Annotated in this window: 31 protein-coding genes; 19 read left to right on the plus strand and 12 right to left on the minus strand. The window is 62.2% G+C overall.

The window, feature by feature from the left end:
- Positions 1-142 precede the first annotated feature (142 nt).
- From spt to AMC99_RS13360, 3 genes are all read right to left on the minus strand, one after another.
- On the minus strand, positions 143-1,393 hold the full coding sequence (spt, locus tag AMC99_RS13350) for a serine palmitoyltransferase (RefSeq protein ID WP_061927294.1): 1,251 nt from the start codon (positions 1,391-1,393) through the stop codon (positions 143-145).
- 13 nt (positions 1,394-1,406) lie between these two features.
- Complete coding sequence (locus AMC99_RS13355) at positions 1,407-1,649, minus strand: acyl carrier protein (protein WP_061927296.1); 243 nt, start codon at positions 1,647-1,649, stop codon at positions 1,407-1,409.
- A 133-nt stretch (positions 1,650-1,782) separates the two neighbouring features.
- Entirely contained in the window at positions 1,783-2,154 is a 372-nt protein-coding gene (locus AMC99_RS13360) for a response regulator (protein WP_061927298.1), read from the minus strand.
- A 35-nt stretch (positions 2,155-2,189) separates the two neighbouring features.
- On the opposite strand from AMC99_RS13360, the gene AMC99_RS13365 reads away from it, so the two are divergent.
- From AMC99_RS13365 to AMC99_RS13385, 5 genes are read left to right on the plus strand one after another with little or no spacing between them, the layout of a single operon-like run.
- Positions 2,190-2,489: a DUF3572 family protein gene (locus AMC99_RS13365; RefSeq protein ID WP_420805552.1), complete on the plus strand. Its 300-nt coding sequence runs from the start codon at positions 2,190-2,192 to the stop codon at positions 2,487-2,489.
- The gene (locus tag AMC99_RS13370; RefSeq protein WP_061927302.1) at positions 2,486-3,115 is read left to right on the plus strand and encodes a hypothetical protein; all 630 of its coding nucleotides are present in this window, start codon (positions 2,486-2,488) and stop codon (positions 3,113-3,115) included. The genes AMC99_RS13365 and AMC99_RS13370 overlap by 4 nt, the downstream gene beginning before the upstream one ends.
- On the plus strand, positions 3,112-3,573 hold the full coding sequence (locus tag AMC99_RS13375) for a RidA family protein (protein WP_061927304.1): 462 nt from the start codon (positions 3,112-3,114) through the stop codon (positions 3,571-3,573). The genes AMC99_RS13370 and AMC99_RS13375 overlap by 4 nt, the downstream gene beginning before the upstream one ends.
- 6 nt (positions 3,574-3,579) lie before the next feature.
- Positions 3,580-4,308, plus strand: a complete 729-nt coding sequence (locus AMC99_RS13380) for a glycerophosphodiester phosphodiesterase family protein (RefSeq protein ID WP_061928067.1) — start codon at positions 3,580-3,582, stop codon at positions 4,306-4,308.
- The gene (locus AMC99_RS13385) at positions 4,305-5,441 is read left to right on the plus strand and encodes a GNAT family N-acetyltransferase (RefSeq protein WP_061927306.1); all 1,137 of its coding nucleotides are present in this window, start codon (positions 4,305-4,307) and stop codon (positions 5,439-5,441) included. The genes AMC99_RS13380 and AMC99_RS13385 overlap by 4 nt, the downstream gene beginning before the upstream one ends.
- Positions 5,442-5,468: 27 nt before the next feature.
- Here the strand turns inward: AMC99_RS13385 and AMC99_RS13390 are convergent, their stop codons facing one another.
- A complete protein-coding gene (locus tag AMC99_RS13390) occupies positions 5,469-5,798 on the minus strand; it encodes an SEL1-like repeat protein (RefSeq protein ID WP_061927308.1) in 330 nt (109 codons plus the stop codon).
- A 359-nt stretch (positions 5,799-6,157) separates the two neighbouring features.
- On the opposite strand from AMC99_RS13390, the gene dksA reads away from it, so the two are divergent.
- The 7 genes from dksA (at position 6,158) to kynU (ending at position 11,803) form a co-directional block, all read left to right on the plus strand.
- Positions 6,158-6,616, plus strand: a complete 459-nt coding sequence (dksA, locus tag AMC99_RS13395; protein ID WP_061927310.1) for an RNA polymerase-binding protein DksA — start codon at positions 6,158-6,160, stop codon at positions 6,614-6,616.
- A gap of 202 nt (positions 6,617-6,818) precedes the next feature.
- Positions 6,819-7,145: a hypothetical protein gene (locus AMC99_RS13400; protein WP_061927313.1), complete on the plus strand. Its 327-nt coding sequence runs from the start codon at positions 6,819-6,821 to the stop codon at positions 7,143-7,145.
- A gap of 63 nt (positions 7,146-7,208) precedes the next feature.
- Positions 7,209-8,675 carry an ABC transporter substrate-binding protein gene (locus AMC99_RS13405; RefSeq protein WP_083440181.1) on the plus strand — a complete coding sequence of 489 codons (1,467 nt, stop codon included), beginning with the start codon at positions 7,209-7,211 and terminating at the stop codon, positions 8,673-8,675.
- An 18-nt stretch (positions 8,676-8,693) separates the two neighbouring features.
- Entirely contained in the window at positions 8,694-9,110 is a 417-nt protein-coding gene (locus tag AMC99_RS13410) for a DUF4112 domain-containing protein (RefSeq protein WP_061927315.1), read from the plus strand.
- A gap of 35 nt (positions 9,111-9,145) precedes the next feature.
- Positions 9,146-9,937, plus strand: coding sequence for a tryptophan 2,3-dioxygenase (locus tag AMC99_RS13415; protein WP_061927318.1), 792 nt, complete (start codon positions 9,146-9,148; stop codon positions 9,935-9,937).
- A complete protein-coding gene (kynB, locus tag AMC99_RS13420; protein WP_061927320.1) occupies positions 9,937-10,581 on the plus strand; it encodes an arylformamidase in 645 nt (214 codons plus the stop codon). Before AMC99_RS13415 ends, kynB begins: the two co-directional genes overlap by 1 nt.
- Complete coding sequence (gene kynU, locus AMC99_RS13425; RefSeq protein WP_420805553.1) at positions 10,574-11,803, plus strand: kynureninase; 1,230 nt, start codon at positions 10,574-10,576, stop codon at positions 11,801-11,803. The genes kynB and kynU overlap by 8 nt, the downstream gene beginning before the upstream one ends.
- Before the next feature lie 16 nt (positions 11,804-11,819).
- On the opposite strand, the gene AMC99_RS13430 is transcribed toward kynU, so the two are convergent.
- On the minus strand, positions 11,820-12,428 hold the full coding sequence (locus AMC99_RS13430) for an HNH endonuclease (RefSeq protein WP_061927322.1): 609 nt from the start codon (positions 12,426-12,428) through the stop codon (positions 11,820-11,822).
- A 128-nt stretch (positions 12,429-12,556) separates the two neighbouring features.
- Here AMC99_RS13430 and gluQRS point away from each other — a divergent pair, with 128 nt between their 5' ends.
- The 5 genes from gluQRS to AMC99_RS13455 all read left to right on the plus strand — a co-directional run bounded on the left by gluQRS (position 12,557) and on the right by AMC99_RS13455 (position 15,557).
- Positions 12,557-13,387 carry a tRNA glutamyl-Q(34) synthetase GluQRS gene (gene gluQRS / locus AMC99_RS13435; RefSeq protein ID WP_061927324.1) on the plus strand — a complete coding sequence of 277 codons (831 nt, stop codon included), beginning with the start codon at positions 12,557-12,559 and terminating at the stop codon, positions 13,385-13,387.
- Positions 13,388-13,396: 9 nt separating this feature from the next.
- Positions 13,397-13,627 carry an HIG1 domain-containing protein gene (locus AMC99_RS13440; RefSeq protein ID WP_061927327.1) on the plus strand — a complete coding sequence of 77 codons (231 nt, stop codon included), beginning with the start codon at positions 13,397-13,399 and terminating at the stop codon, positions 13,625-13,627.
- A gap of 30 nt (positions 13,628-13,657) precedes the next feature.
- Positions 13,658-14,224, plus strand: a complete 567-nt coding sequence (locus AMC99_RS13445) for a cob(I)yrinic acid a,c-diamide adenosyltransferase (protein WP_061927330.1) — start codon at positions 13,658-13,660, stop codon at positions 14,222-14,224.
- A 70-nt stretch (positions 14,225-14,294) separates the two neighbouring features.
- On the plus strand, positions 14,295-15,164 hold the full coding sequence (locus AMC99_RS13450; protein ID WP_061927332.1) for a 3-hydroxyacyl-CoA dehydrogenase NAD-binding domain-containing protein: 870 nt from the start codon (positions 14,295-14,297) through the stop codon (positions 15,162-15,164).
- Positions 15,165-15,215: 51 nt separating this feature from the next.
- Complete coding sequence (locus AMC99_RS13455; RefSeq protein ID WP_061927334.1) at positions 15,216-15,557, plus strand: hypothetical protein; 342 nt, start codon at positions 15,216-15,218, stop codon at positions 15,555-15,557.
- A gap of 8 nt (positions 15,558-15,565) precedes the next feature.
- On the opposite strand, the gene AMC99_RS13460 is transcribed toward AMC99_RS13455, so the two are convergent.
- Genes AMC99_RS13460 through mutS form a run of 3 tightly spaced genes read right to left on the minus strand, consistent with a single transcriptional unit; the run spans position 15,566 to position 19,091 of the window.
- Entirely contained in the window at positions 15,566-15,991 is a 426-nt protein-coding gene (locus AMC99_RS13460) for a YidH family protein (protein ID WP_061927336.1), read from the minus strand.
- Between the two features lie 43 nt (positions 15,992-16,034).
- Positions 16,035-16,421 carry a hypothetical protein gene (locus AMC99_RS13465; protein WP_061927338.1) on the minus strand — a complete coding sequence of 129 codons (387 nt, stop codon included), beginning with the start codon at positions 16,419-16,421 and terminating at the stop codon, positions 16,035-16,037.
- Between the two features lie 27 nt (positions 16,422-16,448).
- Positions 16,449-19,091 (minus strand): DNA mismatch repair protein MutS, encoded by a 2,643-nt coding sequence (gene mutS, locus AMC99_RS13470; RefSeq protein WP_476692315.1) that lies wholly within the window; start codon positions 19,089-19,091, stop codon positions 16,449-16,451.
- A 117-nt stretch (positions 19,092-19,208) separates the two neighbouring features.
- On the opposite strand from mutS, the gene AMC99_RS13475 reads away from it, so the two are divergent.
- A complete protein-coding gene (locus AMC99_RS13475) occupies positions 19,209-21,476 on the plus strand; it encodes an NADP-dependent malic enzyme (RefSeq protein ID WP_061927340.1) in 2,268 nt (755 codons plus the stop codon).
- Here the strand turns inward: AMC99_RS13475 and AMC99_RS13480 are convergent, their stop codons facing one another.
- Positions 21,477-22,847, minus strand: a complete 1,371-nt coding sequence (locus AMC99_RS13480; RefSeq protein WP_061927342.1) for an NAD-dependent succinate-semialdehyde dehydrogenase — start codon at positions 22,845-22,847, stop codon at positions 21,477-21,479.
- 114 nt (positions 22,848-22,961) lie between these two features.
- Here AMC99_RS13480 and AMC99_RS13485 point away from each other — a divergent pair, with 114 nt between their 5' ends.
- A complete protein-coding gene (locus AMC99_RS13485; protein WP_061927344.1) occupies positions 22,962-24,104 on the plus strand; it encodes an aminotransferase class V-fold PLP-dependent enzyme in 1,143 nt (380 codons plus the stop codon).
- Here AMC99_RS13485 and AMC99_RS13490 read toward each other — a convergent pair.
- The 3 genes from AMC99_RS13490 to ctrA all read right to left on the minus strand — a co-directional run bounded on the left by AMC99_RS13490 (position 24,101) and on the right by ctrA (position 26,302).
- Positions 24,101-24,769, minus strand: coding sequence for an SDR family NAD(P)-dependent oxidoreductase (locus AMC99_RS13490; protein ID WP_061927346.1), 669 nt, complete (start codon positions 24,767-24,769; stop codon positions 24,101-24,103). The two genes, AMC99_RS13485 and AMC99_RS13490, sit on opposite strands and share 4 nt — an antisense overlap.
- 57 nt (positions 24,770-24,826) lie before the next feature.
- Positions 24,827-25,528, minus strand: a complete 702-nt coding sequence (trmB, locus tag AMC99_RS13495) for a tRNA (guanine(46)-N(7))-methyltransferase TrmB (protein WP_061927347.1) — start codon at positions 25,526-25,528, stop codon at positions 24,827-24,829.
- Positions 25,529-25,606: 78 nt separating this feature from the next.
- Positions 25,607-26,302, minus strand: a complete 696-nt coding sequence (gene ctrA / locus AMC99_RS13500) for a response regulator transcription factor CtrA (protein ID WP_061927349.1) — start codon at positions 26,300-26,302, stop codon at positions 25,607-25,609.
- Between the last annotated feature and the right edge of the window lie 301 nt (positions 26,303-26,603).

Here is a 26,603-nt window from a genome sequence, read left to right on the forward strand (position 1 = left end):
AAGGAGAGACGGGCGAAGTGGGCGTGCGGTTCCGACAGGCGCCCGATCAGAAGGCGATGCTGGTCACTTCCTCGATACAGCCGCTGAAGATAGGCTGGTCCCGCTCTGCCTCGGGCAAGGCGGAGCGGTGCCTTGCCTTGCATCAGATGATGCCTACCGCCTTGCCAGCGCGCTCGAACATTCCAAGGATCGTCTGCACTTCTTCTTCTGAGTGCTCGGCGCAGAGAGAACAGCGCAGCAGCGTCATGTTGGCAGGCGTTGCCGGCGGACGCGCAAGATTCACGTAGAGCCCTTCGTGCAGCAGCGCTTCCCACATGGCGGCGCCGCGTTCGAGATCGGGCATGATTACGGCGATGATCGCGCTCTGCGGCTCTTCGGTGCCGAGCTGGAAGCCGAGAGCCTTCAGGCCGGCATGCAGGTTGCGCGAATTTTCCCAGAGGTGGGCGCGCTTGTTCGATCCCTGCATCAGCTTGCGGATGCTGGTCTCGGCGGTGGCGACAACGCTGGGCGGGAGCGACGCAGTGAATACGTAGGGGCGGCAGACGAGGCGCATGATCTCGAACTTCGGATGGTTCGATACGCAGAAGCCGCCGACCGTGCCGACGCTCTTCGAGAAAGTGCCGATGATGAAATCGACATCGTCGATGCATCCGGCCTGTTCGCAAACGCCGCGACCATTCTCGCCGATGAAGCCCATCGAGTGCGCTTCGTCGACCAGCACCATGGCGCCGTATTTCTTTGCGACTGCTACCATTTCCTTCAGCGGGGCGATATCGCCAAGCATCGAATAGACGCCTTCCAGCACGACCAGCTTGCCCGCCCCTTCCGGAATGCGCCGCAGGCGCTTTTCCATCGCCTCGATGTCGTTGTGCTTGAACGGCACGACTTCGGCATTACCCAGCGCACAGCCATCCCAGATCGAGGCATGGCTATCGATGTCTAGGACGATGTAGTCGCCCTTGCCGGCGATCGTACTGATGATGCCAAGGTTGGCCTGGTAGCCGGTCGAAAACACCATGGCATGATCCATGGCGTAAAATTCCTTGAGAGCGTCTTCGCATTCCTTGTGACCTTGGTAGGTCCCGTTGAGAACGCGGCTGCCCGTGGTGCCCGATCCGAAATCGGCCAGCGCCTGCTTGCCCGCCTCGACCACGTCCGGGTCGAAGGTCATGCCCATGTAATTGTAGGTGCCGAGCAAGATCGTATCCCGCCCGTTGCAGATCGCACGGGTGGGCGAGAGGACTTTCTCCATGACGAGGTTGAACGGATCCTCGACGCCGCTGGCCAGCAGGCCTTCGCGCATCTGGATCAGGTCGTCGAATTTGGAGAAGAGATCCTTCCCTTCGCCGTCGATTGCGACCGGCTGGTCGGGCTGGCTGATGCCTTCGCTCATGCTCGGATAGTCCTCAGTTGTCCTGAAGCTTGGTGACCGCGTCGACCAGCTGGCCGTAATTCTCGATCTCGGCCTGCTGGTTCATGCTGATGATGACGTCGAATTCGTCCTCGATCTCGGCCACGAAATCCATGACGGTAAGGCTGTCGAATTCGAGATCGTTGGCAAAGGTCGTACCATCCGCGATCTCGACGCCCTTCTTGTTGAAGGGCTCGATCAGCGAGCGGATACGGGTGTCGACTTCGGCGCGATCCATGACGGGTCTCTTTCTAAAAACAGGTGGCGCGCGGCGCGTGCCACGCGAATGCGGCGGGAAAACGGCTCATTGGCTCCCTTGTCAAGCCTTGTTCGACCGGAGCGGGGATCATCAGGACGTAATCCACGAGGGATCAGACCGCCGGAAGCAGCGCCTTCACCGCATTCATGAAGGGGATGATGGAGACAGGTTTTGCAAGGTAGCTGGCCGCCCCGGCGTCGCGGATGCGTTCTTCATCACCCTTGCCGGCGTATGCGGTCACGGCGAGTATGGGGATTTCACGCAAGGCGACATCGCGCTTGGCTTGTTCGATCAGTTCGACGCCCGAAACATTGGGCAACTGGATGTCCATGATTATCAGGTCCGGTCCGACGCGGCGCGCTGTGTCGAGCGCCTGCTCGCCATCGGCCTCCGGCTCGACCTCGAAGCCGTTCGCGCGCAAAACGTCGCAGAACAACTTCCGGTTAAGGTCGTTGTCCTCGACAACAAGGATTCTCTTTGCCACTGCCCCTAGCGCTCCCTCTTTCATTACCTAACTAGATGAACGCGATGCCCGCTACAATTCGCAATTCCGATTCAGACACAGGCGCGCCCAATGCCGCCACGCTGGCGCTTGCCGCGCTCGGCTGGGTGCTCGAAAACGACGATCGGGCCGAACGCTTCCTGTCCCTGACGGGCCTCGATCCCGACACGCTGAGGCAGGGGCTGGGCGAGCGCAGGGTGCAGGCATCGGTGCTCGAATTCCTCGCAAACCATGAACCCGACCTTGTTCGCTGCGCCGAGGCTTTGGCCGTCGCAGCCGAAGACCTGGTTGCTGCCCAAAGGGAGCTTTCAAAATGAGCCGTCCGCTGATCATCAGCGATTGCGACGAGGTGCTGTTGCACATGGTCGCCCCGTTCCGCGAATGGCTCGACGAAAGCCAGGGTGTCGAATTCAAGCTCGTCGGCCACAATTTCGGCGAGGCAATGCGCTGGAAAGAGACGGGAGAACAGGTCGGGGAGAAGGATATCTGGCGCATGCTGCGCGGTTTCTTCGATACCGAAATGCATCGCCAGACGCCGATTTCCGGCGCTGTCGATGCGATGGGGGTCCTGGCCGAACATGCCGACGTCGTCGTGTTGACGAACCTTGCCGATCAACATCGCGAGATGCGATTCGAGCAGCTGGCGGGCCACGGTATCGATGCGCGGGTCTTCACCAACCAGGGGCCAAAGGGCCCGGCACTGAAGTCCATCGTCGAGGAATACGCGCCCAGCCGCACGATCTTCATCGACGATCTGGCGCAGCATCACCGCTCCGCCAAGGAACATGTCGAAACTATCACCACGTTGCATTTCTGCGGCGAACCATCGATCGCGTCGCTGGTCGATTGCGCGCACACATCCGGCCATGCAGAGGCGCGGATCGATGATTGGGCCGAGGCATTGCCATGGCTGCTCGAAGAACTTGAAAGGAACCCGCGATGAGTATCGAAGCGCGACTGGAAGAACTCGGAATTGTATTGCCGGAGGCGGCTGCGCCTGTGGCCAGTTACGTTCCTGTGGTCGTGCATGGCGGCATGGCTTTCGTTTCGGGCCAGATATCCTTCGTCGATGGCGAACTGGTGAAGGGTCGCCTGGGTGAGGATGTATCGCTGGATGACGGTATGGCGGCTGCGCGCGGCTGCGGACTGATGATCCTGGCCCAGTTGAAGGCTGCGCTCGGTTCGCTCGACCGCGTAGAACGCGTGATCAAGCTCGGCGGTTTCGTCAGCTCGACACCGGATTTCACCGATCAGCCCAAGGTGGTCAACGGCGCATCGGACCTGATGCTCGAAGTGTTCGGCGAGGCTGGAAAGCATTCGCGTGCCGCCGTGGGCGTTCCCTCCTTGCCGCTCGGCGTCGCAGTCGAAGTCGATGCCATCGTGGCGGTTTCGGGAGAGTAGTTGCCGGTGGCGAAGCGCCCGATTCCCGAGTGGCTGACGCAGTGGGAGTATGCCCACCGCGGGTTGCATGGGAATGGGGTCCCGGAAAATTCGCTGCAGGGTGCGCGTCTCGCGATCGAGGCAGGCATGGGTATCGAATGCGATATCCAGCGCAGCCGCGACGATCATCCCATGGTCTTCCACGATTGGGACGTCACGCGGCTGACCGGCTATGTCGGCGATACCGAACAGATCCTGGCCGAGGAACTCGGCACCTTCGCCTATCTCGACAGTGACGAATGTATCGCCACCCTGTCACAATTCCTCGAGACGGTCTCCGGGCAGGTTCCGCTACTGATCGAGATCAAGTCACGGCGCGGCTACGAGGTCGAGAAAAGCTGCGAGATCGTCGCCAAGGCGCTGAGCGGATATTCCGGCGATCACGCGGTAATGAGTTTCGATCCGCGGGTTGCGCGCTGGTTCAGGCACAACTCGCCGCAGACCTGCGCAGGCCTCGTGATGCGCGAAGACGCGCATGGCTATACGCAAAAGGCGTGGCAGCGGCGTGTCGCCCTGTGGCTCGCCAAGCCCGATTTCCTTGCCTACCACATTGCTGCGCTCCCCAATCGCTGGGTCACGGGCCTGCGCGCCAAAGGACTGCCCATCCTGACATGGACGGTGAATTCGCTCGAAACGCGGCAGCGCGCCCTGCTTCACGCGGATGCGCTGATTGCAGAAGGGCAGGGGCTCGCATGAGCGCATCGGAGCTGGTGGTAAAACTTGCGCCATCGGTTGGCGCTTTCGACGCAGATGAATGGAACGCGCTAGGAGGAGATCGCAATCCGTTCGTCAGCCATGAATTCCTGACGGCGCTAGAGGATTCGGGAAGCGTGGGGCCGGGGACCGGTTGGGACCCCGTTCCCATCGTCATCACCGATGCCGACGATCGCCTGCTGGCCGCATTGCCAAGCTATGCCAAGGGGCACAGCCAGGGCGAATATGTCTTCGATCACAGCTGGGCAGATGCGCTTGAACGGGCAGGGGGGCGCTATTACCCCAAGCTCCAGATCGCTGCGCCTTTCACTCCGGCCAACGGCCCGCGCCTGTTGCTGAAGGACGCGTCGCTAGCACCGCATCTGCTCAAGGGCGCCGAGGCGGTGTGCCTCCAGAATGGCCTGTCCTCTGCGCACGCCACATTCATCGAGGAAGGCCAGCGCTCCTTGTTCGAGGATGCCGGCTGGCTGATGCGCAGCGACATCCAGTTCCACTGGCGCAATCGTGAGTACGGCAGCTTCGACGATTTTCTCGACACCCTGGCATCTCGCAAGCGCAGGTCGTTGCGGAAAGAGCGTGCGGCGGCGCAGAAGGATGTCGAGATTGCCAGGCTAACGGGCGACGAAATCAAGCCGCACCATTGGGATGCGTTCTGGATCTTCTACCAGGATACGGGCGCACGCAAATGGGGATCGCCCTATCTGACGCGCGAAGCCTTCGACCTGTTAGGCGAGCGGATGGCGGACCGGATGGTCCTGATTCTCGCGAAAGTGGATGGAGAGCCGGTTGCAGGAGCGCTGAACTTCATCGGCGAAGATGCGCTCTACGGCCGGTATTGGGGTTGCACGCGGCACATCCCGTTCCTGCATTTCGAGCTCTGTTATTATCAGGCGATCGACATCGCGATCGAACGCGGCTTGGAAAGGGTCGAAGCAGGCGCGCAGGGCGGTCACAAGCTCGCCCGCGGATACGAGCCGGTCCAGACGTGGTCTGCGCACTGGATCGCCGACCCAGGTTTTCGCGCGGCGATCGAGGATTTTCTCGAGCGAGAGTGCGAGGGTGTCGCCAACGACCAGGTTTATCTCGACCGGCGTACACCCTTCAGGAAAGGCTGAGCCATCGGGCACAGCCTCGTGTAAGCCTCAGGCTGCCTTCTTGCGCTCGTCGCACAGCCACTGGCGCGCGCGGCGCTGGGCTTCGGCGATGTCACGCGCGGTCATTTCATCGGAAATATCGGCGCGGCACCATGCCGCTTCTTCGTGACCCTTGGATGCAGCGAGGTTGAACCACTTGTGCGCTTCGATGAGGTCGCATTCGGCGCCGTGGCTGCCGGTCGAAAAAGCGACGCCGAGGTCGAAGTAGGCTGCAATGTCGCCCTGCGATGCTGCTGCAAGGCAACGTGCCACGAGCAGGTCGGCGGTGTTTTCTTTCAGTTCGGTGGCCGCGCCACCTTCGATACCCTTCAGTTCCATTACTGGTCCCCCTGTTGGACGGCGAGCCGAAATCCCCCTTCCGGATCGCTTGACCCCGAAATCAGCGGAACATGGTCAACAATTGGTTAACGACGTTCTTAATTTTTTCGTGAAGCAAGAAACGGGAGAGCAGAAAGGCGATCAATTTCGGGCGTGAAATGGTCGCAACACACGTTCGGCATCGATTAATCCAAATTCAGTAGAGGACACTTCCGACAAACCGTCTTGTATGGCTTTGGCCCCACGCCTATAGGCGCGCCAGCGATTACACCTTTTGGGGTCGGCCAGGGTCACCGGGAAAAATCCGGGGCTGCAGGAATGGGCGGTCTGTCGAGGTAGCACCGGGCTAAGAGGACCACATGGCCACTGCGGCTTCAAACGACATCGATATTCTTGAAAAGGTAAAGCGTTCGCTCGAACCGGACTATGTTCCGAGCGACGACGAGCCTTACATGAACGAGCGCCAGCAAAACTATTTCAGGATGCTGCTGATCGAATGGAAGCGTTCCATTCACAGCGCAGCCGACCAGACGCTGCAGTCACTGCAGGACGGCCCGATCCGCGAGCCCGACCTCAACGACCGCGCATCGAGCGAAACCGACTGGGGCATCGAACTTCGCACCCGCGACCGCCAGCGCAAGCTGATTTCGAAGATCGACTCGGCCTTGCGCCGGATCGACCAGGGCGAATACGGCTATTGCGAAGTGACCGGCGATCCGATCGGCCTGCGCCGCCTGATCGCGCGCCCGGTAGCGACAATGACCGTCGAAGCGCAGGAAGCGCACGAGCGCCGCGAAAAGGTCTCGCGCGACGACTGATCGCCGCGATTGGCGACTGCTGATCTCGGCTATCCCCTACGCGGGCGATAGCTGAGTTAATCGTTCCTTAGGCTCTGCGTCTTACATCCCGTGCGGATGCGCCAGTTTGTGTGCGCTCAATGGTAAACGCGAAGCCTTCGGAGGAATTCGAGCGGCCATGTCTGGACTGGACACACGAAACCTATCCCGGGAAAGCCTCATCATGACGGCTGAGATGCGGGTCGAGAACGTGGTGGCCAATTACCGCATCAAGGTCCGCAATCTCTCCTCTGCCGGCATGATGGGTGCTGGCAATACGCGCATCACCCGCGGGTCACGTGTTACCGTCACTCTCCGGGGCAGCGAGCCGATCACGGGTTGCGTCGCATGGGTACAGGGCGACCGATTTGGCGTCGCCTTCGACAGCGAAGTCGATTGTGCAGAGGCAAAGCGCGCCTATTTCGAAACGGGCGGACACCGCTCGCTCGACAGCGCAATCGTCGAATATCCCCACCGCAACAAAGCTGCCGGACCTTCGCGCCGCGTATAAGTTCGCTGCTTCTGCGAATCGGCGCTGACCAGCGCCTCCCAAGCTGCTAACGAATTTCGCACCATGCGAATCTGGACAGCTCTTCTTCCGGTCGCTCTGCTTGCCGGCTGTGGCTCCTCTGGCGACAGCGGACCGATCGAGGTTGCCGTTATCGGCGAACCCGAAAGCCTGTTCGATCAGGGGGTGCGCCTGTCCTATGGAGCGCAGGAATTGCGAGCCGCCACATTCGAAGGGCTCGTCGCCTTGGATGCGAGCGGCAACATCGTTCCTGCAATCGCCGAGCGCTGGATCGTCACCGACGACGGGCTGAGCTATATTTTCAAGCTTCGCGATTCCAACTGGCCGGATGGCGAGCGGATCGCCTCTCGCGATGCCCAGCGTCTGTTACAGGACAATCTGCGACGGGTGAAAGGGACCTCGCTCGGGCTGGACCTGGGCAAGGTCGACGATGTTCGCGCCATGGCCGGGCGCGTGATCGAAATACGCCTGACAAGCCCCATGCCCGATTTTCTCCGCCTGCTGGCCCAGCCAGAAATGGGTTTCGTGCGACAGGGTAAGGGCACCGGCCCCTTTGTCATGACACGGGCCGAGGATTCGGACGTGGCGGAGCTCACCGCCATGCCTCCTGAATCTCGCGGCCTGCCGGCGCGCGAGGATTGGGAGGACATGACGCGCCCGCTGGCACTTCGCGCACTACCTGCGAAGGAAGCGATCGACCTGTTCAGTGCAGGCGACCTCGACATAGTCCTCAACGGCCAACTCTACAGCCTGCCGATGGTCGATACCGGACCGCTGACCCGCGGGACGATCCGGCTGGATTCGTCTATGGGACTGTTCGGGCTGATCGTCATGACGGATGACGGATTGCTCAGCGATCCGGCACGACGCGAAGCGCTGTCGATGGCGATCGATCGTGAGGGGCTTATGCAATCCTTCAACATCGGCGGCTGGAAATCCTCGTTGGAAATCGTGCCGCGCGAGACATGGAAAAATGTCGTGCCCAAGCGCGTGGCTTGGGAAAGCCAGACAATCGAGGAAAGGCGGGCTGAGGCGCGCCGCAGGATTTCCGCATGGGCATCTTCCTCCGGCCAGACGCCAACCGTCTCGATTAAGTTGCCTAGGGGGCCCGGCAGCGACCGGGTCTTCTCGGGCCTCGCCCGTGATTTCAAGACCATCGGCGTTACGGCGCAAAGGACTGCCGCGGGCGAGAGGGGAGACCTCGAACTGATCGACCGCGTTGCCCGCTACTCCTCGCCGCGCTGGTTCCTCAACCAGTTCAATTGCGAAATCCGTTCGGGCCCTTGTTCCGAAACCGCTGACCAGATGGTGGAACAGGCACTGGCCGAAAACGACCTGTCGAAGAAGGATGAACTGTTCGCCAGCGCCCAGCTGGAGATGAGGGCGGCCCATTTCTACGTCCCCATCGGCGCACCGATCAGGTGGTCGCTGGTGCGAGGGAATGTCGCAGGGTTCCAGGAAAACCCCTGGGGGCTCCACCCCTTGTTCCCGCTCGTCGAACCCACCACCTAAGGGGTAAAGGAGCAGCGCATGTCCAATCCAGAACGGCCGCAGGTGATGGGGGTATCGATGCCGACCGGCACCGATCCGCAGTCTGTACGCCAGCGGCTGGAGGCGATGGAAATGCTGCTGGAACGCAGCTTCAGGATCCCCGGCGTAAACTATCCCATCGGCCTCGATGCGATCGTCGGCCTCGTCCCAGTCCTTGGCGATATCGTGACCACTGCCATGGGCGCCTATCTCGTATGGGAAGCGCGCAATCTCGGCCTGCCCAAATGGAAGCTCTGGCGCATGGGCGCCAATGTCGCTTTCGATACCGCGATCGGCATCGTTCCGGTGGTGGGTGACGCGGCCGACTTGCTGTTCAGGTCGAACACGCGAAACTTGCGCATCGTGAAGAAACATCTCGACAGGCATCATCCCGAGACGCGAGTGATCGAGGGATAGTTTCTTTTGTCACCATCGCACGCTAGGCAGCGCGCATGGCCGCAGACGTTACCTATTCGAGCTATCTCGACCTCGACCGGATCCTTGCCGCGCAGCATCCGACCTCCGACGCGCATGACGAAATGCTTTTCATCATCGTGCACCAGGCGAGCGAGCTGTGGCTCAAGCTCTGCCTGCACGAGTTGACTGCAGCACGGACCCACATTGCTGCGGACGACTTGCGCCCGGCCTTCAAGATGCTCGCCAGGGTCGCGCGGGCACAGGGCCAGCTGATCCAGAGCTGGGATGTGCTGAGCACGATGACGCCGCACGATTATTCGACCATTCGCCCGCACCTGGGGAAATCGAGCGGGTTCCAGTCGGCCCAGTACCGGCTGATGGAATTCATGCTCGGCGGGCGTAATCCGGACATGATCACGATCCATGAAGCAACGCCGAAAGTGGCGGAAAAGCTGCGTGAAGAGGCCGCGCGGCCGAGCATCTATGACGAGGCCGTGAGGCTGCTCGCAAGGCGCGGTTTCGACATCGAGGCAAGCGTGACAGAGCGTGACACAAAGGCACCCTATGTCCATTCGGCGAGCGTCGAGGCTGCTTGGGCGGAAGTTTACCGCCATCCGAACAAATATTGGGACCTGTACGAGCTTGCCGAAAAGCTCGTCGATCTCGAATACCATTTCCAACGCTGGCGCTTCGGCCACCTCAAGACCGTAGAGCGGATTATCGGCTTCAAGACGGGCACCGGTGGCACGCCGGGTGTGCCCTATCTCGCGAATGTCCTGAAGGCAGCGTTCTTTCCCGAGCTGCTGAGCGTGAGGACCGCGATCTGATGGCCGCCGATCGCCAGCTGCAGATCATCGACATTTCGCAGAAACTGCGACCCGGCGTGCCGGTGTGGCCGGGCGACACCGAATTTGCGCAGGCCGGCACTTGGCAGATGGGCGAAGGCTCTCCGGTCAATGTTTCCGCACTGACGCTTTCGACCCACACCGGCGCCCATGCCGATGCCCCTTTGCACTATGCCGAAGGTGCACCCGACATCGCGAGTGTCGACCTGTCCGCCTATCTCGGGGAATGCCTCGTTGTGGACGCGCGCGGCTGCGGCGAACTCGTCAGGCCCGAACATTTGCCCGACCTGCAGGGCGCGGCGAGGGTGCTGTTCCGCACCTATGATCAATTCCCGCACGAAGCATGGGATGCGCAGCACAGCGCAATCGCCCCTTCCACGATCGAAGCGCTCGCGGCGCAGGGCGTGGTGCTGATCGGGATGGACGGGCCGTCGCTCGACCCGCAGGATTCAAAGACGATGGACGCGCACCTTGCCGTGCTCGCAGCGGACATGCGCGTGCTTGAAGGGCTGGTGCTCGATGGTGTCGCTCCGGGCCGCTACGAACTGATTGCGCTGCCTCTGCCGATCGTGGGCGGGGATGCCTCTCCGGTACGCGCCATATTGAGGGAGCTGCCCGATGCGTGATGCCCTGCTGCAACGCGCCCGCGAACTTGACGCCGCCGATCCCCTGGCGGGTTTCCGCGACCGCTTTATGCTGCCCGATGGGGTGATCTACCTCGACGGCAATTCGCTCGGCGCATTGCCCAAGGAGACGCCTTCGCGGCTGGAGTGCGTGATCCGCGGCGAATGGGGCGAAGGGCTGATCCGCAGCTGGAACAGCGCCGACTGGATCGGCATGACGCGTAGCATCGGTGCCAAGATCGCGCCGCTTGTGGGTGCGAATCCGAACGAAGTCATCGCCTGCGATTCCACCAGCGTGAACCTGTTCAAGCTGATCGCCGCCGCGCTCGAAATGCGTCCCGGCAGGAAGGTCATCCTGTCTGAGCCGGGCAATTTCCCGACCGATCTCTACATGATCGCAGGTCTGGAGCGGCAGGGGCTGGCGCAGCGGCGATTGGCCGACCGCGGCAAGCTGGCCGAGGCGCTGGACGCGGACGTCGCGCTGCTGCTGTTGACCCATGTCCACTACAAGACCGGCGAGATGCATGACATGGCAGCGCTTACCAAGGCGGCGCATGATGCAGGGGCGCTGGTGCTGTGGGACCTGTCGCATTCGGGCGGTGCACTGCCGGTTGATCTTAATGCCTGCGAAGCGGATTTTGCGGTCGGCTGCGGCTACAAATATCTCAATGGCGGCCCCGGCGCGCCTGCCTATGCCTTCGTGGCGGAGAGGCATCACGAGGCGGTTCACCAGCCACTGACCGGCTGGTTCGGGCACGAGGTGCCCTTTGCCTTCTCCGACGATTATTCACCGGCACCGGGCATCGACCGCCTGCAATGCGGCACGCCGCCGATCCTCGGGCTTGCCGCGCTGGAGGTGGGCGTCGACCTGGTGGCAGAAATTGGCGTCGATCGGCTGGCGCGAAAGTCACGCGCGTTGTCGGAATTTTTCCTCGAGGTGCTGGGCGAATGGGGCCTCGACCTCGAACTGGTCAGCCCGCTCGACAGCGCGGCGCGCGGCAGCCAGCTCTCCTTCCGCCATCCCGAGGCCTACGCCATCTGCCAGGCGCTGATCGGACGCGGGGTGATCGGAGACTTCCGCGATCCCGACATATTGCGGCTCGGCTTCGCCCCTGCCTATCTGCGTTTCGAGGATATGGCCGAGGCGGCGCGGCACCTCGTGGAAGTGCACGCCAATGGCGAATGGCAGAATCCCGAATTCAATCAGCGCGCGGCGGTGACGTGACCATTCCCCGAGAGGTCTATTCCTCCAGTTCGATGTCCCAATAGAGGTAGTCGCGCCAGGTTTCGTGCAAATGGTTCGGCGGGAACAGCCGTCCGCGCTGCTGCAATTGCCAGCTCGTCGGGCGGATCGGCTTTTCATAGAGGTGCATGTGCGCCTGTTGCGGCGTGCGGCCACCTTTTCGCGCATTGCACGGTGCGCAGGCGGCAACGATATTCTCCCACGTCGTCTTCCCGCCCAGTTTGCGCGGGATCACGTGGTCGAAGGTCAGGTGATCGTGCCCGCCGCAATACTGGCACTGGAAACTGTCGCGCAGGAACAGGTTGAAACGGGTGAAGGCGGGAAACTCGCTCTGCTTCACATATTGCCTGAGCGCGATCACGCTGGGGATCTTCATATCGAGCGAGGGGGCATGCACCTCGCGATCATAGGTCGCGACCACGTCAACCCGGTCGAGGAAGATCGCCTTGATCGCGGTCTGCCATGGCCACAGGCTGAGCGGGTAATAGGATAGCGGGGTGTAATCCGCATTCAGCACAAGCGCGGGGCAAGCCGACAGGTTGCGCGTCGGATCATTGTCTGCGCTGCGGAAGCGCGCGGCATTCTCGATCAGTTCGGCTTTGAACACTGGCAGCGTCCCTCCCTGATTTCGTCGAAAGAATCATTTGCTGCCAAAAGCGTCAACCCCGTTACAAACATGGTTTCCACAATCAGGATTTGACGGCACGCCGCGAAACCGAGGATTTCGAGTCAAGAATGGTCACCACCCGCTTCGCCCCCAGCCCGAACGGCATGCTGCATCTCGGCCATGCCTGGTCGGCGATCGTCGCGCATGACATTGCGTGCGAGCGGGGTGGCCGGTTCCTGCTGCGGATCGAGGATATAGACGGTGCGCGTTCGCGGCCCGAACTGGCGGACGAATTTCGCCGCGATCTCGAATGGCTGGGTCTCGAATGGGAGGATGTGGCAGCGCAATCGACACGCCTCGACAGCTATCAGGAGGCGGCGGCGCGGCTGGTGCATGACGGCATGCTCTATCCCTGCACCTGCACGCGAAAGGAGATCGAGGCGGCCAGGCCCAAGCTCGGCCCCGACGGTTTCGTCTATCCCGGGACCTGCAAGGGCAGGCTGCTCGATCCATCACGGCCTGCAGCCTTGCGGCTGGACATGGACAAGGCGCTCGCTTCGCTCGGCAACCTGACTTGGATGGACGAGATCGCAGGCGAGCAGGTCGCCGATCCGCGCCCGTTCGGCGATGTAGTGCTGGTGCGCAAGGACGAACCGGCGAGCTATCATCTCGCCGCGACGCTCGACGATGCGGCCGACGGGGTAACGCTGGTGACGCGCGGGGCGGACCTGTTTGCCGCGACACACATCCACCGACTGCTTCAGGAATTGCTCGGCCTGCCGGTACCGACATGGCACCATCACGGCCTGCTGCTGGACGAAGAGGGGCGCAAGCTGGCCAAGCGGCGCGAGAGCCCGTCGCTGCGCGACATGCGCGAAAACGGCGTGGATGGAAGGGCGCTCGCCGACCGTTTGCGCGCAGGATCGCTTCCATCTGGAAATACGCTGGCAAATCCCTAGATAGGGGGCATGAACACCTTCCTCTTCATCGTGCTCGCCATTCTCGTAATCATGGTGGTGGTGTCGCTGGTTCGCGGCATCGTCGCCTTTCTCAGGACGACCAGGATCGACCTTGAATCGGGAGAGGGCGAGACCGTGACCGAAATGCAGTTGATGCAGAACCGGGCGATGTTCGCGCGTATCAAGTACCAGGCGCTGGCCGTGGTGGTGATCGCGATCATCCTCGCCATTGCCCAGTAAGGCGCGGCGCGCCTTGGGGGGACAGGCGAAATGGTAAAGCTCAACAAGATCTACACCCGGACCGGTGACGACGGTTCGACGGGGCTCGTCGATGGTTCGCGCCTGCCCAAGCATGCCCCGCGCATGGAAGCGATCGGCGCGGTGGACGAGGCGAACAGTGCCCTCGGCCTCGCTGCGACTTGCGATCTCGGCGAACATCGCGCCGACGTCACGCGAATCCAGAACGACCTGTTCGATCTGGGTGCCGACCTCGCGACGCCGGGCGAGGATTTCGAACCGTCAGAAATGGTGCTGCGGATCGTGCCGCGCCAGGTCGAATATCTCGAGCGCGCAATCGACGCGATCAACGAGAACCTCCAGCCGCTCGATAGTTTCATTTTGCCGGGCGGTTCCGAAGTATCGGCTCGGCTGCATATTGCCCGCGCCGCTGTTCGCCGGGCCGAAAGGGCGGCTGGCGCGCTGGCAGAGGTGGAACCGGTTAATCCGGCGGCGCTCGCCTATATCAACCGCCTGTCCGATTACCTCTTCGTGCTGGCCCGCGACTGCAATGACGGCGGGCGTGCTGACGTGAAGTGGGTCCCGGGCCAGAATCGCTGAAAACGGCGCTAGCCAGCATGGCCTGCCTTCGCTAAGCGGCGTTTTTTGCTGCAAGTGCGAAGGAATTGAGATGCGGACAGTCGCGGTTATCGGTGCAGGCCAGATGGGGACGGGCATTGCCCAGACGATCGCCCAGCACGGGACAAAGGTGATCATCTCCGACGTCGACCTTGCACGGGCGGAAGCTGGCAAGGCCGGCATCGACAAGGCGCTGACCAAGCTGGTCGGCCGCGGTAAGATCGAAGCTGCCGATGCACAGGCTACGCTCGACCGCATTACTCCGGTGGGCGATTACTCGACGATGGCCGACGCCGACCTCATCATCGAGGCAGCGACCGAGCGCGAAGAGATCAAGAAGGCGATTTTCGAAGCGGCAGGCAAGATGCTGCGCGACGATGCGATCATGGCGTCGAACACCAGCTCTATCCCGATCACCCGCATGGCGAATTACGCGCCCGATCCGCAGCGCTTCATCGGGCTGCACTTCTTCAATCCCGTGCCGGTCATGGGCCTGATCGAAGTCATTCCCGGCCTTGCCACCGCGCAGGAAACGACCGACCGCATAACCGCCTTCGCCGAAAGCCTGGGCAAGCAGGTGGTGCTTAGCCAGGACGAACCCGGCTTCGTCGTGAACCGCATCCTGCTGCCGATGATCAACGAAGCGATCTTCGTGCTGGGGCAGAGCACCGCGAACATCGTCGATATCGACAAGGGTTGCCGCCTCGGCCTCAACCACCCGATGGGCCCGCTCGAACTCGCCGACTTCGTCGGTCTCGACACCTGTTTCGAGATCATCAAGGTGCTCTACGAAACGACCGGCGACAGCAAGTACCGTCCGGCGCCGCTGCTGGTGAAATATGTCGAGGCCGGCTGGCTGGGTCGCAAGACCGGTCGCGGGTTCTACGACTATTCGGGCGAAGCACCGGTTCCCACGCGCTAGGGCGGAACCGGGGCGCGGCCCCGTCCGTTGGTCAGGCAAAGGAGATTTTGCATGACCGACACCAATACCCCCGTCGAAAGCCAGGAAATGCGCCAGTCCGGACTCGCTCCGGAAACGCATAATGACGAACAGGACGACCACCGCAGCCAGGCACAGGAAGTATCCGAGCAGGCGCAGGATCGCTCCTCGCTCGTGTTCGGCAGCGATACCAGCCATGTCGATAGTGCGTTCAATGCGCCCGATGCGCAGGACGTCTATGACCACATGAAGCAGATGACGAATGGCAATACGGTCGACATGTCGGCCTATGCCGGCGAACCCAACCACGACGACAATGTCGACAAGTATGGCAGCCCGTCCAAGCTCGACGGCCTGCGCGGCGACGGAACCTAATCCGGGACCTATTCCGGGGCGAGGGTGCCGTTACTGAGCACCCAGAATGCCACGATCAGCAAGACAGCGCCGACCGATATCGAATAGGCAATCAGCTTGATATTGGGCAGCTTGGGCGCATCGACTGCATGAGAGGTGAGCCTGTCGAAAGCGCGGCAGGCTCGCCTTTCTGCACCCAGCGCAAACAGGATTGCCAGCATCAGGAAACCTGTCGCGATTGCCTTTGCCAGCCATGGCGGGTCGAATTCGCCGAACAGCGCGCGAAAGCCTATCCCGATCGCGATGGCCGCGAAGGCGGTGCGCATCCATCCTGCAAAGGTGCGCTCCAGCGCCATGATCGTGCGATCTTCGGCCCAATCGGTCCGGTTCTCGGCCAGCCTGGTACTGGTATCGGTTTTTTCGGCTGAACTGCTGTCTTTATCGGCCTGGTCCATCAGGCCAAGCTAACGCATTGATCCGGCGTGGCAAGCGTGGCGGTCAGAAGCCTGTCGGGCCGTCCGGACCCATTCCGCCCGGGGGCGCATAGGGGCTGGGCTTGCCGGAACCGGTCTCGATCTCGGTCGAGGCATCGGGAACGGAAACGTCCTCTCCTTCGGGCTCGTATCCCTCGCTATCGTCGCCAGAGTCTTCGACGGGCGAACCCCAATCGACGCCTGAATCGCCTTGCTCCGCCTCGTCCTGCACCAGTTCGCGCTGGCCGAAGAAGGAGTTCTGCCCTTCGCCGGACATGTATTCGCTGTCTTCGGGCGTCGATTCGAAAGCGGTATCTCCGCTGTGGGAATCGACCGTCATGATGACGCCGAAGATGATCGCCCCGGCAAAGAACAGGGCCTTCTTGGGATTGGTGAAGAGATCGGTGCGCATAGATGCGCTCAATTAGCCGTAAGCGAGTTAACTTTTCGTAGATTGAGCCAACCGCTTGAGTTCATAAACGAAATCGAGCGCCTCTCGCGGAGAGAGCGAATCTGCGTCGAGTTCGGCCAGCTTTTCCGCCACCGGATCGGCTGCTTCTTCCTCCACCTCTGCCATCGCTGCAAACAGGGGAAGCTCGCCCAGTCCGGCGGCAAGACCGCCGGTTTCGGCGCGGCCCTTCTCCAGCTTGTCGAGCACCTGCTTCGCGCGTTTCACGACGCCCGTCGGCACGCCGGCTAGGCGTGCGACAGCAAGGCCATATGACCGGTCCGCCGGACCTTCTGCCAGCTCGTGCAGCAGGACGAGGTCGCCCTTCCACTCGCGCGCACGGACATGGTGCAGGCTCAGGCTGTCGCAGGTTTCGGCAAGGCGCGCCAGTTCGTGATAATGCGTCGCGAAGAGGCATCGGCAGCCGATGTGGCTGTGCACTGCCTCGACCACTGCCCATGCAAGCGCCAGCCCGTCATAGGTCGACGTACCGCGCCCGACCTCGTCGAGGATCACGAAGCTGCGTTCGCTCGCCTGGCTCAGGATCGCAGCGGTCTCGACCATTTCGACCATGAAGGTCGATCGGCCCCGGGCAAGGTTGTCGGACGCTCCGACCCGGCTGAACAGCCTGTCGACCAGTCCGATGGAGGCGCTTTCGGCAGGGACGAAACCACCCGCCTGCGCCAGCAGGACGATCAGGGCATTCTGCCTCAGGAAGGTCGATTTACCGCCCATGTTCGGGCCGCCGATCAACCACAGCCGGTTGTCGGGGGCGAGAGTGCAGTCATTGGCGACGAAGCGTTCGTCGGTGCGTGCCAGCGCGGCCTCTACTACTGGATGGCGACCGCCACGTATGTCGAGCCGCGCATCCTCTTCTATCTCGGGCCTGCACCAGCCCCCTTCTGCGGCGCGCTCCGCCTGTCCGGCAGAAACGTCGATACGGGCGAGGGCGGCTGCGGTCGCGGCGATCTCTCGCGCTACACCGCAGACAGCACCGACCAGATCCTCGAAATGCGATTCTTCGGCAGCGAGCGCCCGGCCACCGGCCTCGGCGATACGGGTCGCTTCTTCGTGGAGCGCGATCGAATTGAACCGCACTGCGCCCGCCATCGTCTGTCGATGGGTGAACCCGCTGTCCGGTGCCATCAGCGCATCAGCGTGTTTTGCAGGCACTTCGATGAAATAGCCGAGCACGCCGTTGTGCTTGATCTTGAGCGCGGAAATGCCCGTCTCGTCGCGGTAGCGTGCCTCCATCGCTGCGATCGCCTTGCGGGCATTGCCCGAAATGGCGCGCAATTCGTCGAGCGCGATGTCATAGCTTTCGGCAATGAAGCCGCCGCTCGAACGCTCCGTCGGGGGCGAGGGGACCAGCGCCCTACCGAGCAGGTCGATCAGCGCCGAATGCCCGCCGAGCGCGGGGATCATGTCCTGCAATAGCCGCGGCTGGTCGGGAAGCGCGCCGAGCATGTCCCGAACACTGCGTGCATCGGCCAGGCCGTCGCGGATCTGGCCAAGATCGCGTGGGCTGCCGCGTCCAGCGACAAGCCTGCCGAGCGCGCGGCCGAGGTCGGGTATCGCACGCAGCTTCTCGCGCAGGGCGGCGCGGTTTAGCGGGTCCTTGTGCAGCCATCCGACCAGCGACAGCCGGGCTTCGATCGCGTCGCGGTCGAGCAGGGGAGAGCCCAGGTCGTCGGCAAGCAGGCGAGCGCCCGCCCCCGTCACGCAGCGGTCGATGGCTGCAATCAGGCTGCCCTGCCTGGCGCCATTCTGCGCGGCGAGGATTTCGAGGCTGCTGCGGGTCGCCTCGTCCATCAGCATGGACTGTCCGCTCTCGCGTTTCTGCGGCGGAAGCAGCAGCGGTAACGTGCCGCGCCCGACGTGGTCGAGATAGTCGATCAGGCCACCGGCCGCGGCTAGCATGGCGCGGGAGAAACTGCCGAAACCGTCTAGCGTCGCGACACCATGGATCGACTTCAGGCGCGCCTCGCCATCGTCGCTGGAAAAGGTGCGGCGGTCGCGCTCGATGATATCATCCGGGCCATGTTCCCAGCCTTCGCAGGCCACGACCTCGCTCGCGCCCAGGCGCGCGGTGACCGCGCCGAGCATGTCGGCTGCGCATTCCTCGAGCACCATCTCGCCGGTTGAAATGTCGCAGCTGGCGATGCCGATTGTGCCGCGCACTTCGGCCAGCGCCACCAGCAGGTTGGCGCGGCGCGGTTCGAGCAGCGTTTCTTCGGTCAGCGTGCCTGCGGTCACGAAGCGGACGATGTCGCGCTTCACCAGCGCCTTCGACACGGGACGTCCCTCGCGTCTGGCGCGTTCCTTCGCTTCTTCGGGCGTTTCGACCTGCTCGGCAATCGCGACGCGGCATCCAGCCTTGATAAGGCGGGCGAGGTATCCTTCGGCCGAATGCACCGGCACGCCGCACATGGGGATGGACTCGCCGCCGTGCTCACCCCGCGAGGTCAGCGCGATGTCGAGGATATTGGCGGCTTCGCGCGCGTCTTCGAAGAACAGTTCGAAGAAATCGCCCATGCGATAGAACAGCAGGCAGCCGCCAGCCTCTTGCTTCAGGGCAAGATACTGTTCCATCATCGGGGTCGGTTTGGACTTTGATGCGGTCGCGGTGGCCATAAACACCGCCTAACCTGCCGCGAAGCGATTCGATATGCGGGGAAGCGTGCTTTCCCCTATCGCTTGCAATAAACAGGCTGTAGGGCCCGCGACGTTACCCAGAGGAAGGTTCGAGACTTGGCGAAAGAGAAGCCCCCCCTTACTTTCACCACCCGCGAGGCGTTGTTTTATCACGAGACGATCCGCCCGGGTAAGATCGAGATCATCGCTTCCAAGCCCATGGCGAGCCAGCGCGACCTGAGCCTCGCCTATTCGCCGGGCGTCGCCGCCCCGGTCGAGGCAATCGCAGCCGATCCCAAGCTTGCAGCCAAGTACACGGCGCGTTCGAACCTCGTTGCCGTGATCTCCAACGGCACCGCCATCCTTGGCCTCGGCAACCTCGGCGCGCTGGCGTCGAAGCCGGTGATGGAAGGCAAGGCAGTGCTGTTCAAGCGCTTCGCCGACGTCGATTCCATCGACCTCGAACTCGACACCGAAGATCCGGAAAAGTTCATCGAAGCGGTCGCCCTGATGGGGCCGAGCTTTGGCGGCATCAATCTCGAAGACATTGCCGCGCCCGAATGCTTCATCATCGAGCAGGCCCTGCGCGAACGCATGAACATCCCGGTCATGCACGACGACCAGCACGGCACCGCGATCATCGCCACCGCTGGCCTGATCAATGCCTGCAAGCTGACGGGGCGCGATCTCAAGGACGTGAAGATGGTCGTCAACGGCGCAGGCGCTTCGGCGCTGGCCTGTACCGCGCTCATCAAGTCCGTCGGCGTGCGTCACGAAAACGTGATCGTTTGCGACCGTTCGGGTCCGATCTATCCGGGGCGCGACAATGTCGACCAGTGGAAGAGCGCCCATGCGGTGCAGACCGAGGCGCGCAGCCTCGAAGAAGCGCTGGTTGGAGCGGACATCTTCCTCGGCCTTTCGGCAGCCGGTGCGCTGAAGCCGGAATGGGTGGAAAAGATGGCCAAGCAGCCGATCATTTTCGCCATGGCCAATCCGACGCCCGAAATCATGCCTGACGAAGCGAAGGCCGTGCGTCCCGATGCGATCATCGCGACCGGACGCAGCGACTTCCCCAACCAGGTCAACAACGTGCTGGGCTTTCCCTTCATCTTCCGCGGCGCTCTCGACGTGCAGGCGACCGCGATCAACGAAGAGATGAAGATCGCCGCAGCCCACGCGATTGCGGACCTTGCGCGTGAACGCGTGCCCGAAGAAGTCGCTGCTGCCTATGGCATCAACCACAAGTTCGGCACCGACTACATCATTCCCGCGCCGTTCGATCCGCGCCTGATCGAAGTCGTGTCGAGCGCAGTTGCGAAGGCGGCGATGGATTCGGGCGTGGCGCTCGCCCCGATCGACGATCTCGACAAGTATCGCCAGTCGCTGAAGGCGCGCCTCAACCCGACTACCTCGGCGCTGACCCGCGTGTACGAGGAGTGCAAGGCCAACCCCAAGCGGATGGTCTTTGCCGAAGCGGAAGAGGACGTCGTGCTGCGCGCCGCGATCCAGTATCGCGATTTCGGATATGGCACGCCGATCCTGGTCGGCCGGACCAAGAACGTGGTCGATCGCCTGCACATGCTCGGCGTTTCCGACCCCGGCAGCTTCGAAATCGAAAACTCCGCCGTGTCGGACAAGGTGCCGGCCATGGTCGATTATCTCTACAAGCGCCTGCAGCGCAAAGGTTACACAGAGCGTGACGTGCGGCGCATGGTGAACCAGGAACGCAACGTTTTTGCCGCCCTGCTGGTCGCGCTCGGCCATGGCGATGCAATGATCTCGGGCCTGACGCGGACCTTCGCGCAGACCGCGCGCGAGGTGAACCTGGTGCTCGATCCAAAGCCCGATGCAGTGCCTTTCGGCGTGCATATGATGATCGGCAAGAACCACACCACCTTCCTTGCCGATACCACGATCAACGAACGTCCGACCGCGAGCATGCTGGCGCACATTGCCAAGGAAACGGCCGCCGTGGCGCGGCGCATGGGCCACGAACCGCGCGTCGCCTTCCTCAGCTATTCGACCTTCGGCAATCCGTCGGGCCAATGGCTGGGCAACATCCGCGATGCTGTGGCCATCCTCGATTCCGACGAGACCGTGAACTTCGAATACGAAGGCGAAATGGCCCCCGACGCGGCGCTCAACCCCAAGGTGATGGAGCTCTATCCCTTCAGCCGCCTTTCGGCACCCGCCAACGTCCTGATCATGCCGGGCCTGCAATCGGCCAATCTGTCGGCAAAGCTGCTGCGCGAACTCGCCGGCAATGCGACGGTCGGCCCGATGCTGATCGGGATGGAAAAGCCGGTGCAGATCGCGCCGATGACTGCCATCGCGCCCGACGTCCTTACGCTGTCGGTTCTTGCGGCGGCAGGCGTCGTCGGCTGATCAGCCGACCGGATAGACGATCGTCTTGAGGTTCATGAATTCGTGCAGGCCGAACTCGGCCAGCTCGCGGCCATAGCCTGATCGCTTGATCCCGCCGAAAGGCGCCTCGACCTTCGACCCGTTGACGGCGTTGAAGGTCGTCATCCCGGCCTCGATTTCGCTGGCGAAGCGCTCGCGCTCGTCAGCGTCATTTGTCCATACTGCCGAGCCGAGGCCGAAGGGGATCGCATTGGCGATCGCGATTGCGTGGTCGATGTCCTTCGCCTTGTAGAGCTGGCCGACGGGGCCGAAGATTTCGTCTGTGCCCGTTTCGCTGCCGATTTCGACATCGGTCAGCAGCCCGGTCGTCATCCACGCACCCGGACGGTCCAGCTTCTCGCCGCCAAAGAGCAGCGTGGCGCCATCCTTCTTCGCAGCAGCGACCTGCTCGATCACCGTATCGCGTTGATCGACGCTCGAAAGCGGCCCGAGCCTGGTGTCGTCGTCCATCGGGTCGCCCGGTTCGACGGCTTTCAGCGCATCGATGAAGCGCCCGGCGAAATTGTCGTAGATGTCGGCATGTACAATGGTCCGTTTGCCGCAGATGCAACTCTGGCCGTTATTCTGGATGCGCGCGAAAACCGCGTCTTCCACCGCCTGCTCGATATCGGCGGACGGCATGACGATGAAAGGATCGCTGCCGCCCAGTTCCATGACTGTTTTCTTGAGATGCTTGCCAGCCTGGGCGGCGACCGCTGAGCCTGCACCTTCGCTGCCGGTCAGGGTCGCGGCGACGATACGCGTGTCCGCGATGACGTCATTGATGGGGTCGGACGAAACGCACAGGTTCTGGAACAAGCCTTCTGGTGCGCCCGCTTCCAGCATCATCTCCTCGATGAGTTTTGCGGTCCCCTGCACGATACTCGCGTGCTTCAGCACACCGACATTGCCGGCCATGATCGTGGGTGCGAGGAAGCGCGCGACCTGCCAGAACGGGAAGTTCCACGGCATGACGGCCAGCACCGGGCCCTGCGGCAGCCAGCGCCCTTCGGCATGTCCGCCATCCGACAGCTCCCACCGGCGTGGTTCGAGCATCTCCGGTCCGGCTTTCGCGAAATAGCGGAAGAGGCTGGCACATTTTTCGACCTCGGATCGCGCCTGCGAAATCGGCTTGCCCATTTCCATGGTGGCCTGGCGTGCAAGTTCTTCCAGCCTGTTTTCGTAAACATCGGCCAGCGCGCCGAGCAGCTGTGTGCGTTGATCGAGGCGCGAGCCGCGCCAGTCGCGGTAAGTGCGGATGGCCAGTTCGAGCTTCCGGTCGATGCCGTTGGCGTCGAGTACTTCATAGGTTTCGATGGATTCGCCGGTGGCCGGATTGACAGTGGTGATCAAGGATTGCGCTCCGCTTCTGGGTACATCCCTTCAATGGATGCCGGGGCAGTGCGTTCCGTGGAATGGCCGCATCGAGGCAATTGCGGCCCCGCGTACGATCGTTACACAGGACTTATGGAACCGATCCCCAGCCAGCGACATCGCTTCTCCATCCCGGACGAAATCCACTATCTCAACTGCGCCTATATGTCGCCGCTGTCGCATGATGTGACCGACGCGATTACGGGCGGTGCGCGCCGCAAGCAGACCCCGTGGACGACCTTCCCGGCCGATTTCTTCAGCGTTAGCGAGAATTTTCGTTCTCGCGCCGCGCAGCTTGTCCGGGTCGAGGCGGACAGTATCGCGATCGTTCCGTCTGTCAGTTATGCGCTTGCGGTCGCTGCCCGGAACCTGTCGGTGAAGCGCGGACAGAACATCGTTACGCTGGCGGACCAGTTCCCCTCGAACGTCTATGTCTGGAGAGAGCTCGCTGCCGAAAGGGGCGCAGAAGTTGTCGCCGTCATGCGCGATGCCAACACTTGCTGGACCGAGGCAGTACTCGATGCGATCGGGCCGGATACTGCAATCGTCGCGGTGCCGCATTGTCACTGGGCGGACGGGCGGCTGGTCGACCTGGTTGCGGTCGGCAGGAAATGCCGCGAAACGGGCGCTGCGCTGGTGCTGGACCTGACCCAGTCATTGGGCGCACTGCCAGTCGATTTTGCCGAGGTGCAGCCGGATTTCGCCGTCGCGGCCTGCTACAAATGGCTAATGGGGCCCTATGGCGTCGGTATGCTCTATATCGATCCGATGCACCACCAAGGCCAGTCGATCGAGCACAACTGGATCAACCGGGCCGGATCGGAAGATTTCTCTCGCCTGGTGGATTATCGCGACGATTTCCAGCCGGGCGCCCGCAGGTTCGACATGGGCGAGAAGTCCAATCCGCCATTGATGATGGGCGCTGTGGCCGCGTTCGATTTCCTGCTCGAATTCGGCGTGGAAGCCATCGCCGAAACGCTGGCAGCAAAAACCGACGCGATTGCGGACGAAGCTGCCGCCATCGGGCTTACCTCGGTGGGACGCGACGTACGCGCACCCCATTTCCTGTCTCTTGGATTTCCCGAAGGCGTCCCGGACGGGCTGACCGAAAGGCTGGCGGAAGAACGGGTTTACGTATCGCTGCGCGGCACTTCCCTGCGGGTTACCCCGCACCTCTACAACGAGGCAGCAGACAGCGCCGCGCTGATCGCGACGCTGCGAGACTGCCTCGGTTAGAAGGGAATGTCCTCGCCCTTGTAGTCGGCGTAGCGGAAGCCGCCGCTGGCGTTTTCGATGACATCGGCAAGGCCGCTGACGCTTTCCTCGATCGTGAGCGGGGCCTGCGGTCCGCCCATGTCGGTTTTGACCCAGCCGGGATGGAGCGCGAGCGTCGCGATATTGCGCGGGCCGGCATCCTGTTCCGCAACGCCCTTTGCCAGCATGTTGAGCGCAGCCTTGCTGCTGCGGTACAATTCGTAACCACCTGAGCTGTCGGCGATCGAACCCATCAGCGAAGTCATGAAGCCGAGCGTGCCGCCATCCTTGACGGCGGGCAGCAATGTCTTCGCGGCGCGCACCGGACCGAAGGCGTTGGTCATCATGACCTCTGCCACTTCATCGGCGGTCGCCTGTTCGCTCGATTGGTGGCGGGCGCCGGAAATGCCGGCGTTGACGAACAGCGCGTCTAGCTCGCCATTGCCGAAGCCGAGGTCAGCGTAGCTCGCCGGATCGGTGACATCTGCGGTAACAATGCGCAGCGCTTCGCATTCGAGCGCATGGAGATCGTCGCTTGTGGAACGTTCGCTCGCAACGACGTTCCATCCGCGCGCCAGGAATTCCTTTGCAAGGCCGAGGCCCAGGCCGCGCGATGCACCGAAAATGAAAATGCTCTTGTCGCTCATCGAAGATCCTCTCTCGTGTTCACAGGACCAGCGGGCGACCGGCCCATCTGTTCCCGCCTATTTGCGGCGATAGCGGAAGTGCCAGATTTCGTGTCCATAAACGGTGCGCGCCTTGTAGGCATAGCGGGTTTCGGGCCAGCCGGACGGGCGGACCTCCCAGCTTTCACGGTCTTTAACCTGCCATTCGAATGCGTCGGTGTGACGCTGCATGACCATCAATGCATGGCGGAGGTAAACCGGGTGATCGGTGCCGAAGCGGAATTCGCCGCCGGGCTTCAGCTTATCGGCAAACATCTGCACCGGGCCGTCGTTCATCATGCGCCGCTTGGCATGCTTGTTCTTCGGCCAGGGATCCGGATGCAGCAGGTAGAGCATGGTCAGCGAGCCATCGGGTACGCGTGACAGGACTTCCAGCGCATCGCCCATGTGCAGGCGGACGTTGGCGAGTGTGCCATCCTCGATGTGGGTCAGCGCCTGCGCCACGCCGTTGACGAAAGGTTCTGCCCCGATGAAACCGTGATTGGGCAGCAGGTCCGCGCGGTAGGCGAGATGCTCGCCGCCGCCGAAACCGATCTCGAAATGAAGCGGGCGGTCATCGCCGAACAGGCGCTCGGCTGTGACCGGACCTTCTGCCGGAACCGCGATCTGCGGCAACAGATTGTCGACCAGCCCCTGCTGGCGCGCGCGCAGGGGTTTGCCCTGGCTGCGGCCATAGAGCCGGTTGAGCGTGGTCGGATCGCCTTCCTTGAATGCTGACATGGGGGCGCCCGATAAAGAAAAACGCCCGAGGCGTGAAGCCCCGGGCGTTCAATCCCGTCCAAGAGATTCAAACTGCTGTCAGGCAGCTTCTGCCTGCTCGTCCGGATCGCGAAGCACGTAGCCGCGGCCCCAGACGGTTTCGATGTAGTTTTCGCCGCCGCATGCGTGGCTGAGCTTCTTGCGCAGCTTGCAGATGAAGACGTCGATGATCTTGAGTTCCGGCTCGTCCATCCCGCCATACAGGTGGTTGAGGAACATTTCCTTGGTCAGCGTGGTGCCCTTGCGCAGCGAAAGCAGCTCGAGCATCGCGTATTCCTTGCCGGTCAGGTGGACGCGGGCGCTGTCGACTTCGACGGTTTTCGCATCGAGGTTCACTGCCAGCTTGCCGGTGCGAATGATCGACTGGCTATGGCCCTTCGAACGGCGCACCACGGCGTGGATGCGAGCGACCAGCTCTTCACGGTGGAACGGCTTGGTCACGTAATCGTCGGCACCGAAGCCAAACGAACGGATCTTGCTGTCCATTTCCGCGATACCCGAAAGGATCAGCACTGGCGTCTGCACCTTGGCCACGCGCAGTTTCTTAAGCACGTCGTAGCCATGCATGTCGGGCAGGTTCAGGTCGAGCAGGATGATGTCGTAATCATACAGCTTACCCAGATCCAGACCCTCTTCGCCGAGGTCGGTCGAATAGACATTAAAGCCTTCGGTCGTGAGCATAAGCTCGATGGCCTTGGCAGTTGTCGGTTCGTCCTCAATCAAAAGCACGCGCATGGGTGGTTCCCCCTTTGCCCCAAAGCTTGTGGTAACCTCTCGCTAAGAGCGGTTGCCAGGAATTAACCACACAAGGTCTGAACGGAAAAGGTTAATTTCTCGTAAACCGAGGGATTCCAAGGAGTCGCGCGCCAATGTGAGTCTTTTGAGTCACACTTATCCACAGGCTGCGAGGGGTTTGGCGGCGGCAGATCCAGCGGTGTCGGAAATTTACTATTCGCCGCGCGGGCTTTCGCCGATAGGGCGCGCCTCGCGTCTCTTGTGCCCGACGATCCATGAGGCCGGACGCTCGATTGACTGG

Source organism: Altererythrobacter epoxidivorans (assembly GCF_001281485.1).
Taxonomy (GTDB): Bacteria; Pseudomonadota; Alphaproteobacteria; order Sphingomonadales; family Sphingomonadaceae; genus Erythrobacter; species Erythrobacter epoxidivorans.

Coding starts and splice junctions, on each gene's coding strand:
- AMC99_RS13390 (WP_061927308.1), bottom strand. CDS start 5,798: ATGGAACTGAAGGGTATCGAAGGTGGCGCGGCCACCGAACTGAAAGAA.
- AMC99_RS13385 (WP_061927306.1), top strand. CDS start 4,305: ATGAGCGCATCGGAGCTGGTGGTAAAACTTGCGCCATCGGTTGGCGCT.
- AMC99_RS13415 (WP_061927318.1), top strand. CDS start 9,146: ATGGCCGCAGACGTTACCTATTCGAGCTATCTCGACCTCGACCGGATC.
- AMC99_RS13355 (WP_061927296.1), bottom strand. CDS start 1,649: ATGGATCGCGCCGAAGTCGACACCCGTATCCGCTCGCTGATCGAGCCC.
- mutS (WP_476692315.1), bottom strand. CDS start 19,091: ATGGCCACCGCGACCGCATCAAAGTCCAAACCGACCCCGATGATGGAA.
- gluQRS (WP_061927324.1), top strand. CDS start 12,557: ATGGTCACCACCCGCTTCGCCCCCAGCCCGAACGGCATGCTGCATCTC.
- AMC99_RS13450 (WP_061927332.1), top strand. CDS start 14,295: ATGCGGACAGTCGCGGTTATCGGTGCAGGCCAGATGGGGACGGGCATT.
- AMC99_RS13460 (WP_061927336.1), bottom strand. CDS start 15,991: ATGGACCAGGCCGATAAAGACAGCAGTTCAGCCGAAAAAACCGATACC.
- AMC99_RS13400 (WP_061927313.1), top strand. CDS start 6,819: ATGACGGCTGAGATGCGGGTCGAGAACGTGGTGGCCAATTACCGCATC.
- AMC99_RS13405 (WP_083440181.1), top strand. CDS start 7,209: ATGCGAATCTGGACAGCTCTTCTTCCGGTCGCTCTGCTTGCCGGCTGT.
- AMC99_RS13375 (WP_061927304.1), top strand. CDS start 3,112: ATGAGTATCGAAGCGCGACTGGAAGAACTCGGAATTGTATTGCCGGAG.
- AMC99_RS13365 (WP_420805552.1), top strand. CDS start 2,190: ATGAACGCGATGCCCGCTACAATTCGCAATTCCGATTCAGACACAGGC.
- kynU (WP_420805553.1), top strand. CDS start 10,574: ATGCGTGATGCCCTGCTGCAACGCGCCCGCGAACTTGACGCCGCCGAT.
- AMC99_RS13485 (WP_061927344.1), top strand. CDS start 22,962: ATGGAACCGATCCCCAGCCAGCGACATCGCTTCTCCATCCCGGACGAA.
- AMC99_RS13455 (WP_061927334.1), top strand. CDS start 15,216: ATGACCGACACCAATACCCCCGTCGAAAGCCAGGAAATGCGCCAGTCC.
- kynB (WP_061927320.1), top strand. CDS start 9,937: ATGGCCGCCGATCGCCAGCTGCAGATCATCGACATTTCGCAGAAACTG.
- spt (WP_061927294.1), bottom strand. CDS start 1,393: ATGAGCGAAGGCATCAGCCAGCCCGACCAGCCGGTCGCAATCGACGGC.
- AMC99_RS13370 (WP_061927302.1), top strand. CDS start 2,486: ATGAGCCGTCCGCTGATCATCAGCGATTGCGACGAGGTGCTGTTGCAC.
- ctrA (WP_061927349.1), bottom strand. CDS start 26,302: ATGCGCGTGCTTTTGATTGAGGACGAACCGACAACTGCCAAGGCCATC.
- AMC99_RS13490 (WP_061927346.1), bottom strand. CDS start 24,769: ATGAGCGACAAGAGCATTTTCATTTTCGGTGCATCGCGCGGCCTGGGC.
- AMC99_RS13410 (WP_061927315.1), top strand. CDS start 8,694: ATGTCCAATCCAGAACGGCCGCAGGTGATGGGGGTATCGATGCCGACC.
- AMC99_RS13465 (WP_061927338.1), bottom strand. CDS start 16,421: ATGCGCACCGATCTCTTCACCAATCCCAAGAAGGCCCTGTTCTTTGCC.
- dksA (WP_061927310.1), top strand. CDS start 6,158: ATGGCCACTGCGGCTTCAAACGACATCGATATTCTTGAAAAGGTAAAG.
- trmB (WP_061927347.1), bottom strand. CDS start 25,528: ATGTCAGCATTCAAGGAAGGCGATCCGACCACGCTCAACCGGCTCTAT.
- AMC99_RS13440 (WP_061927327.1), top strand. CDS start 13,397: ATGAACACCTTCCTCTTCATCGTGCTCGCCATTCTCGTAATCATGGTG.
- AMC99_RS13445 (WP_061927330.1), top strand. CDS start 13,658: ATGGTAAAGCTCAACAAGATCTACACCCGGACCGGTGACGACGGTTCG.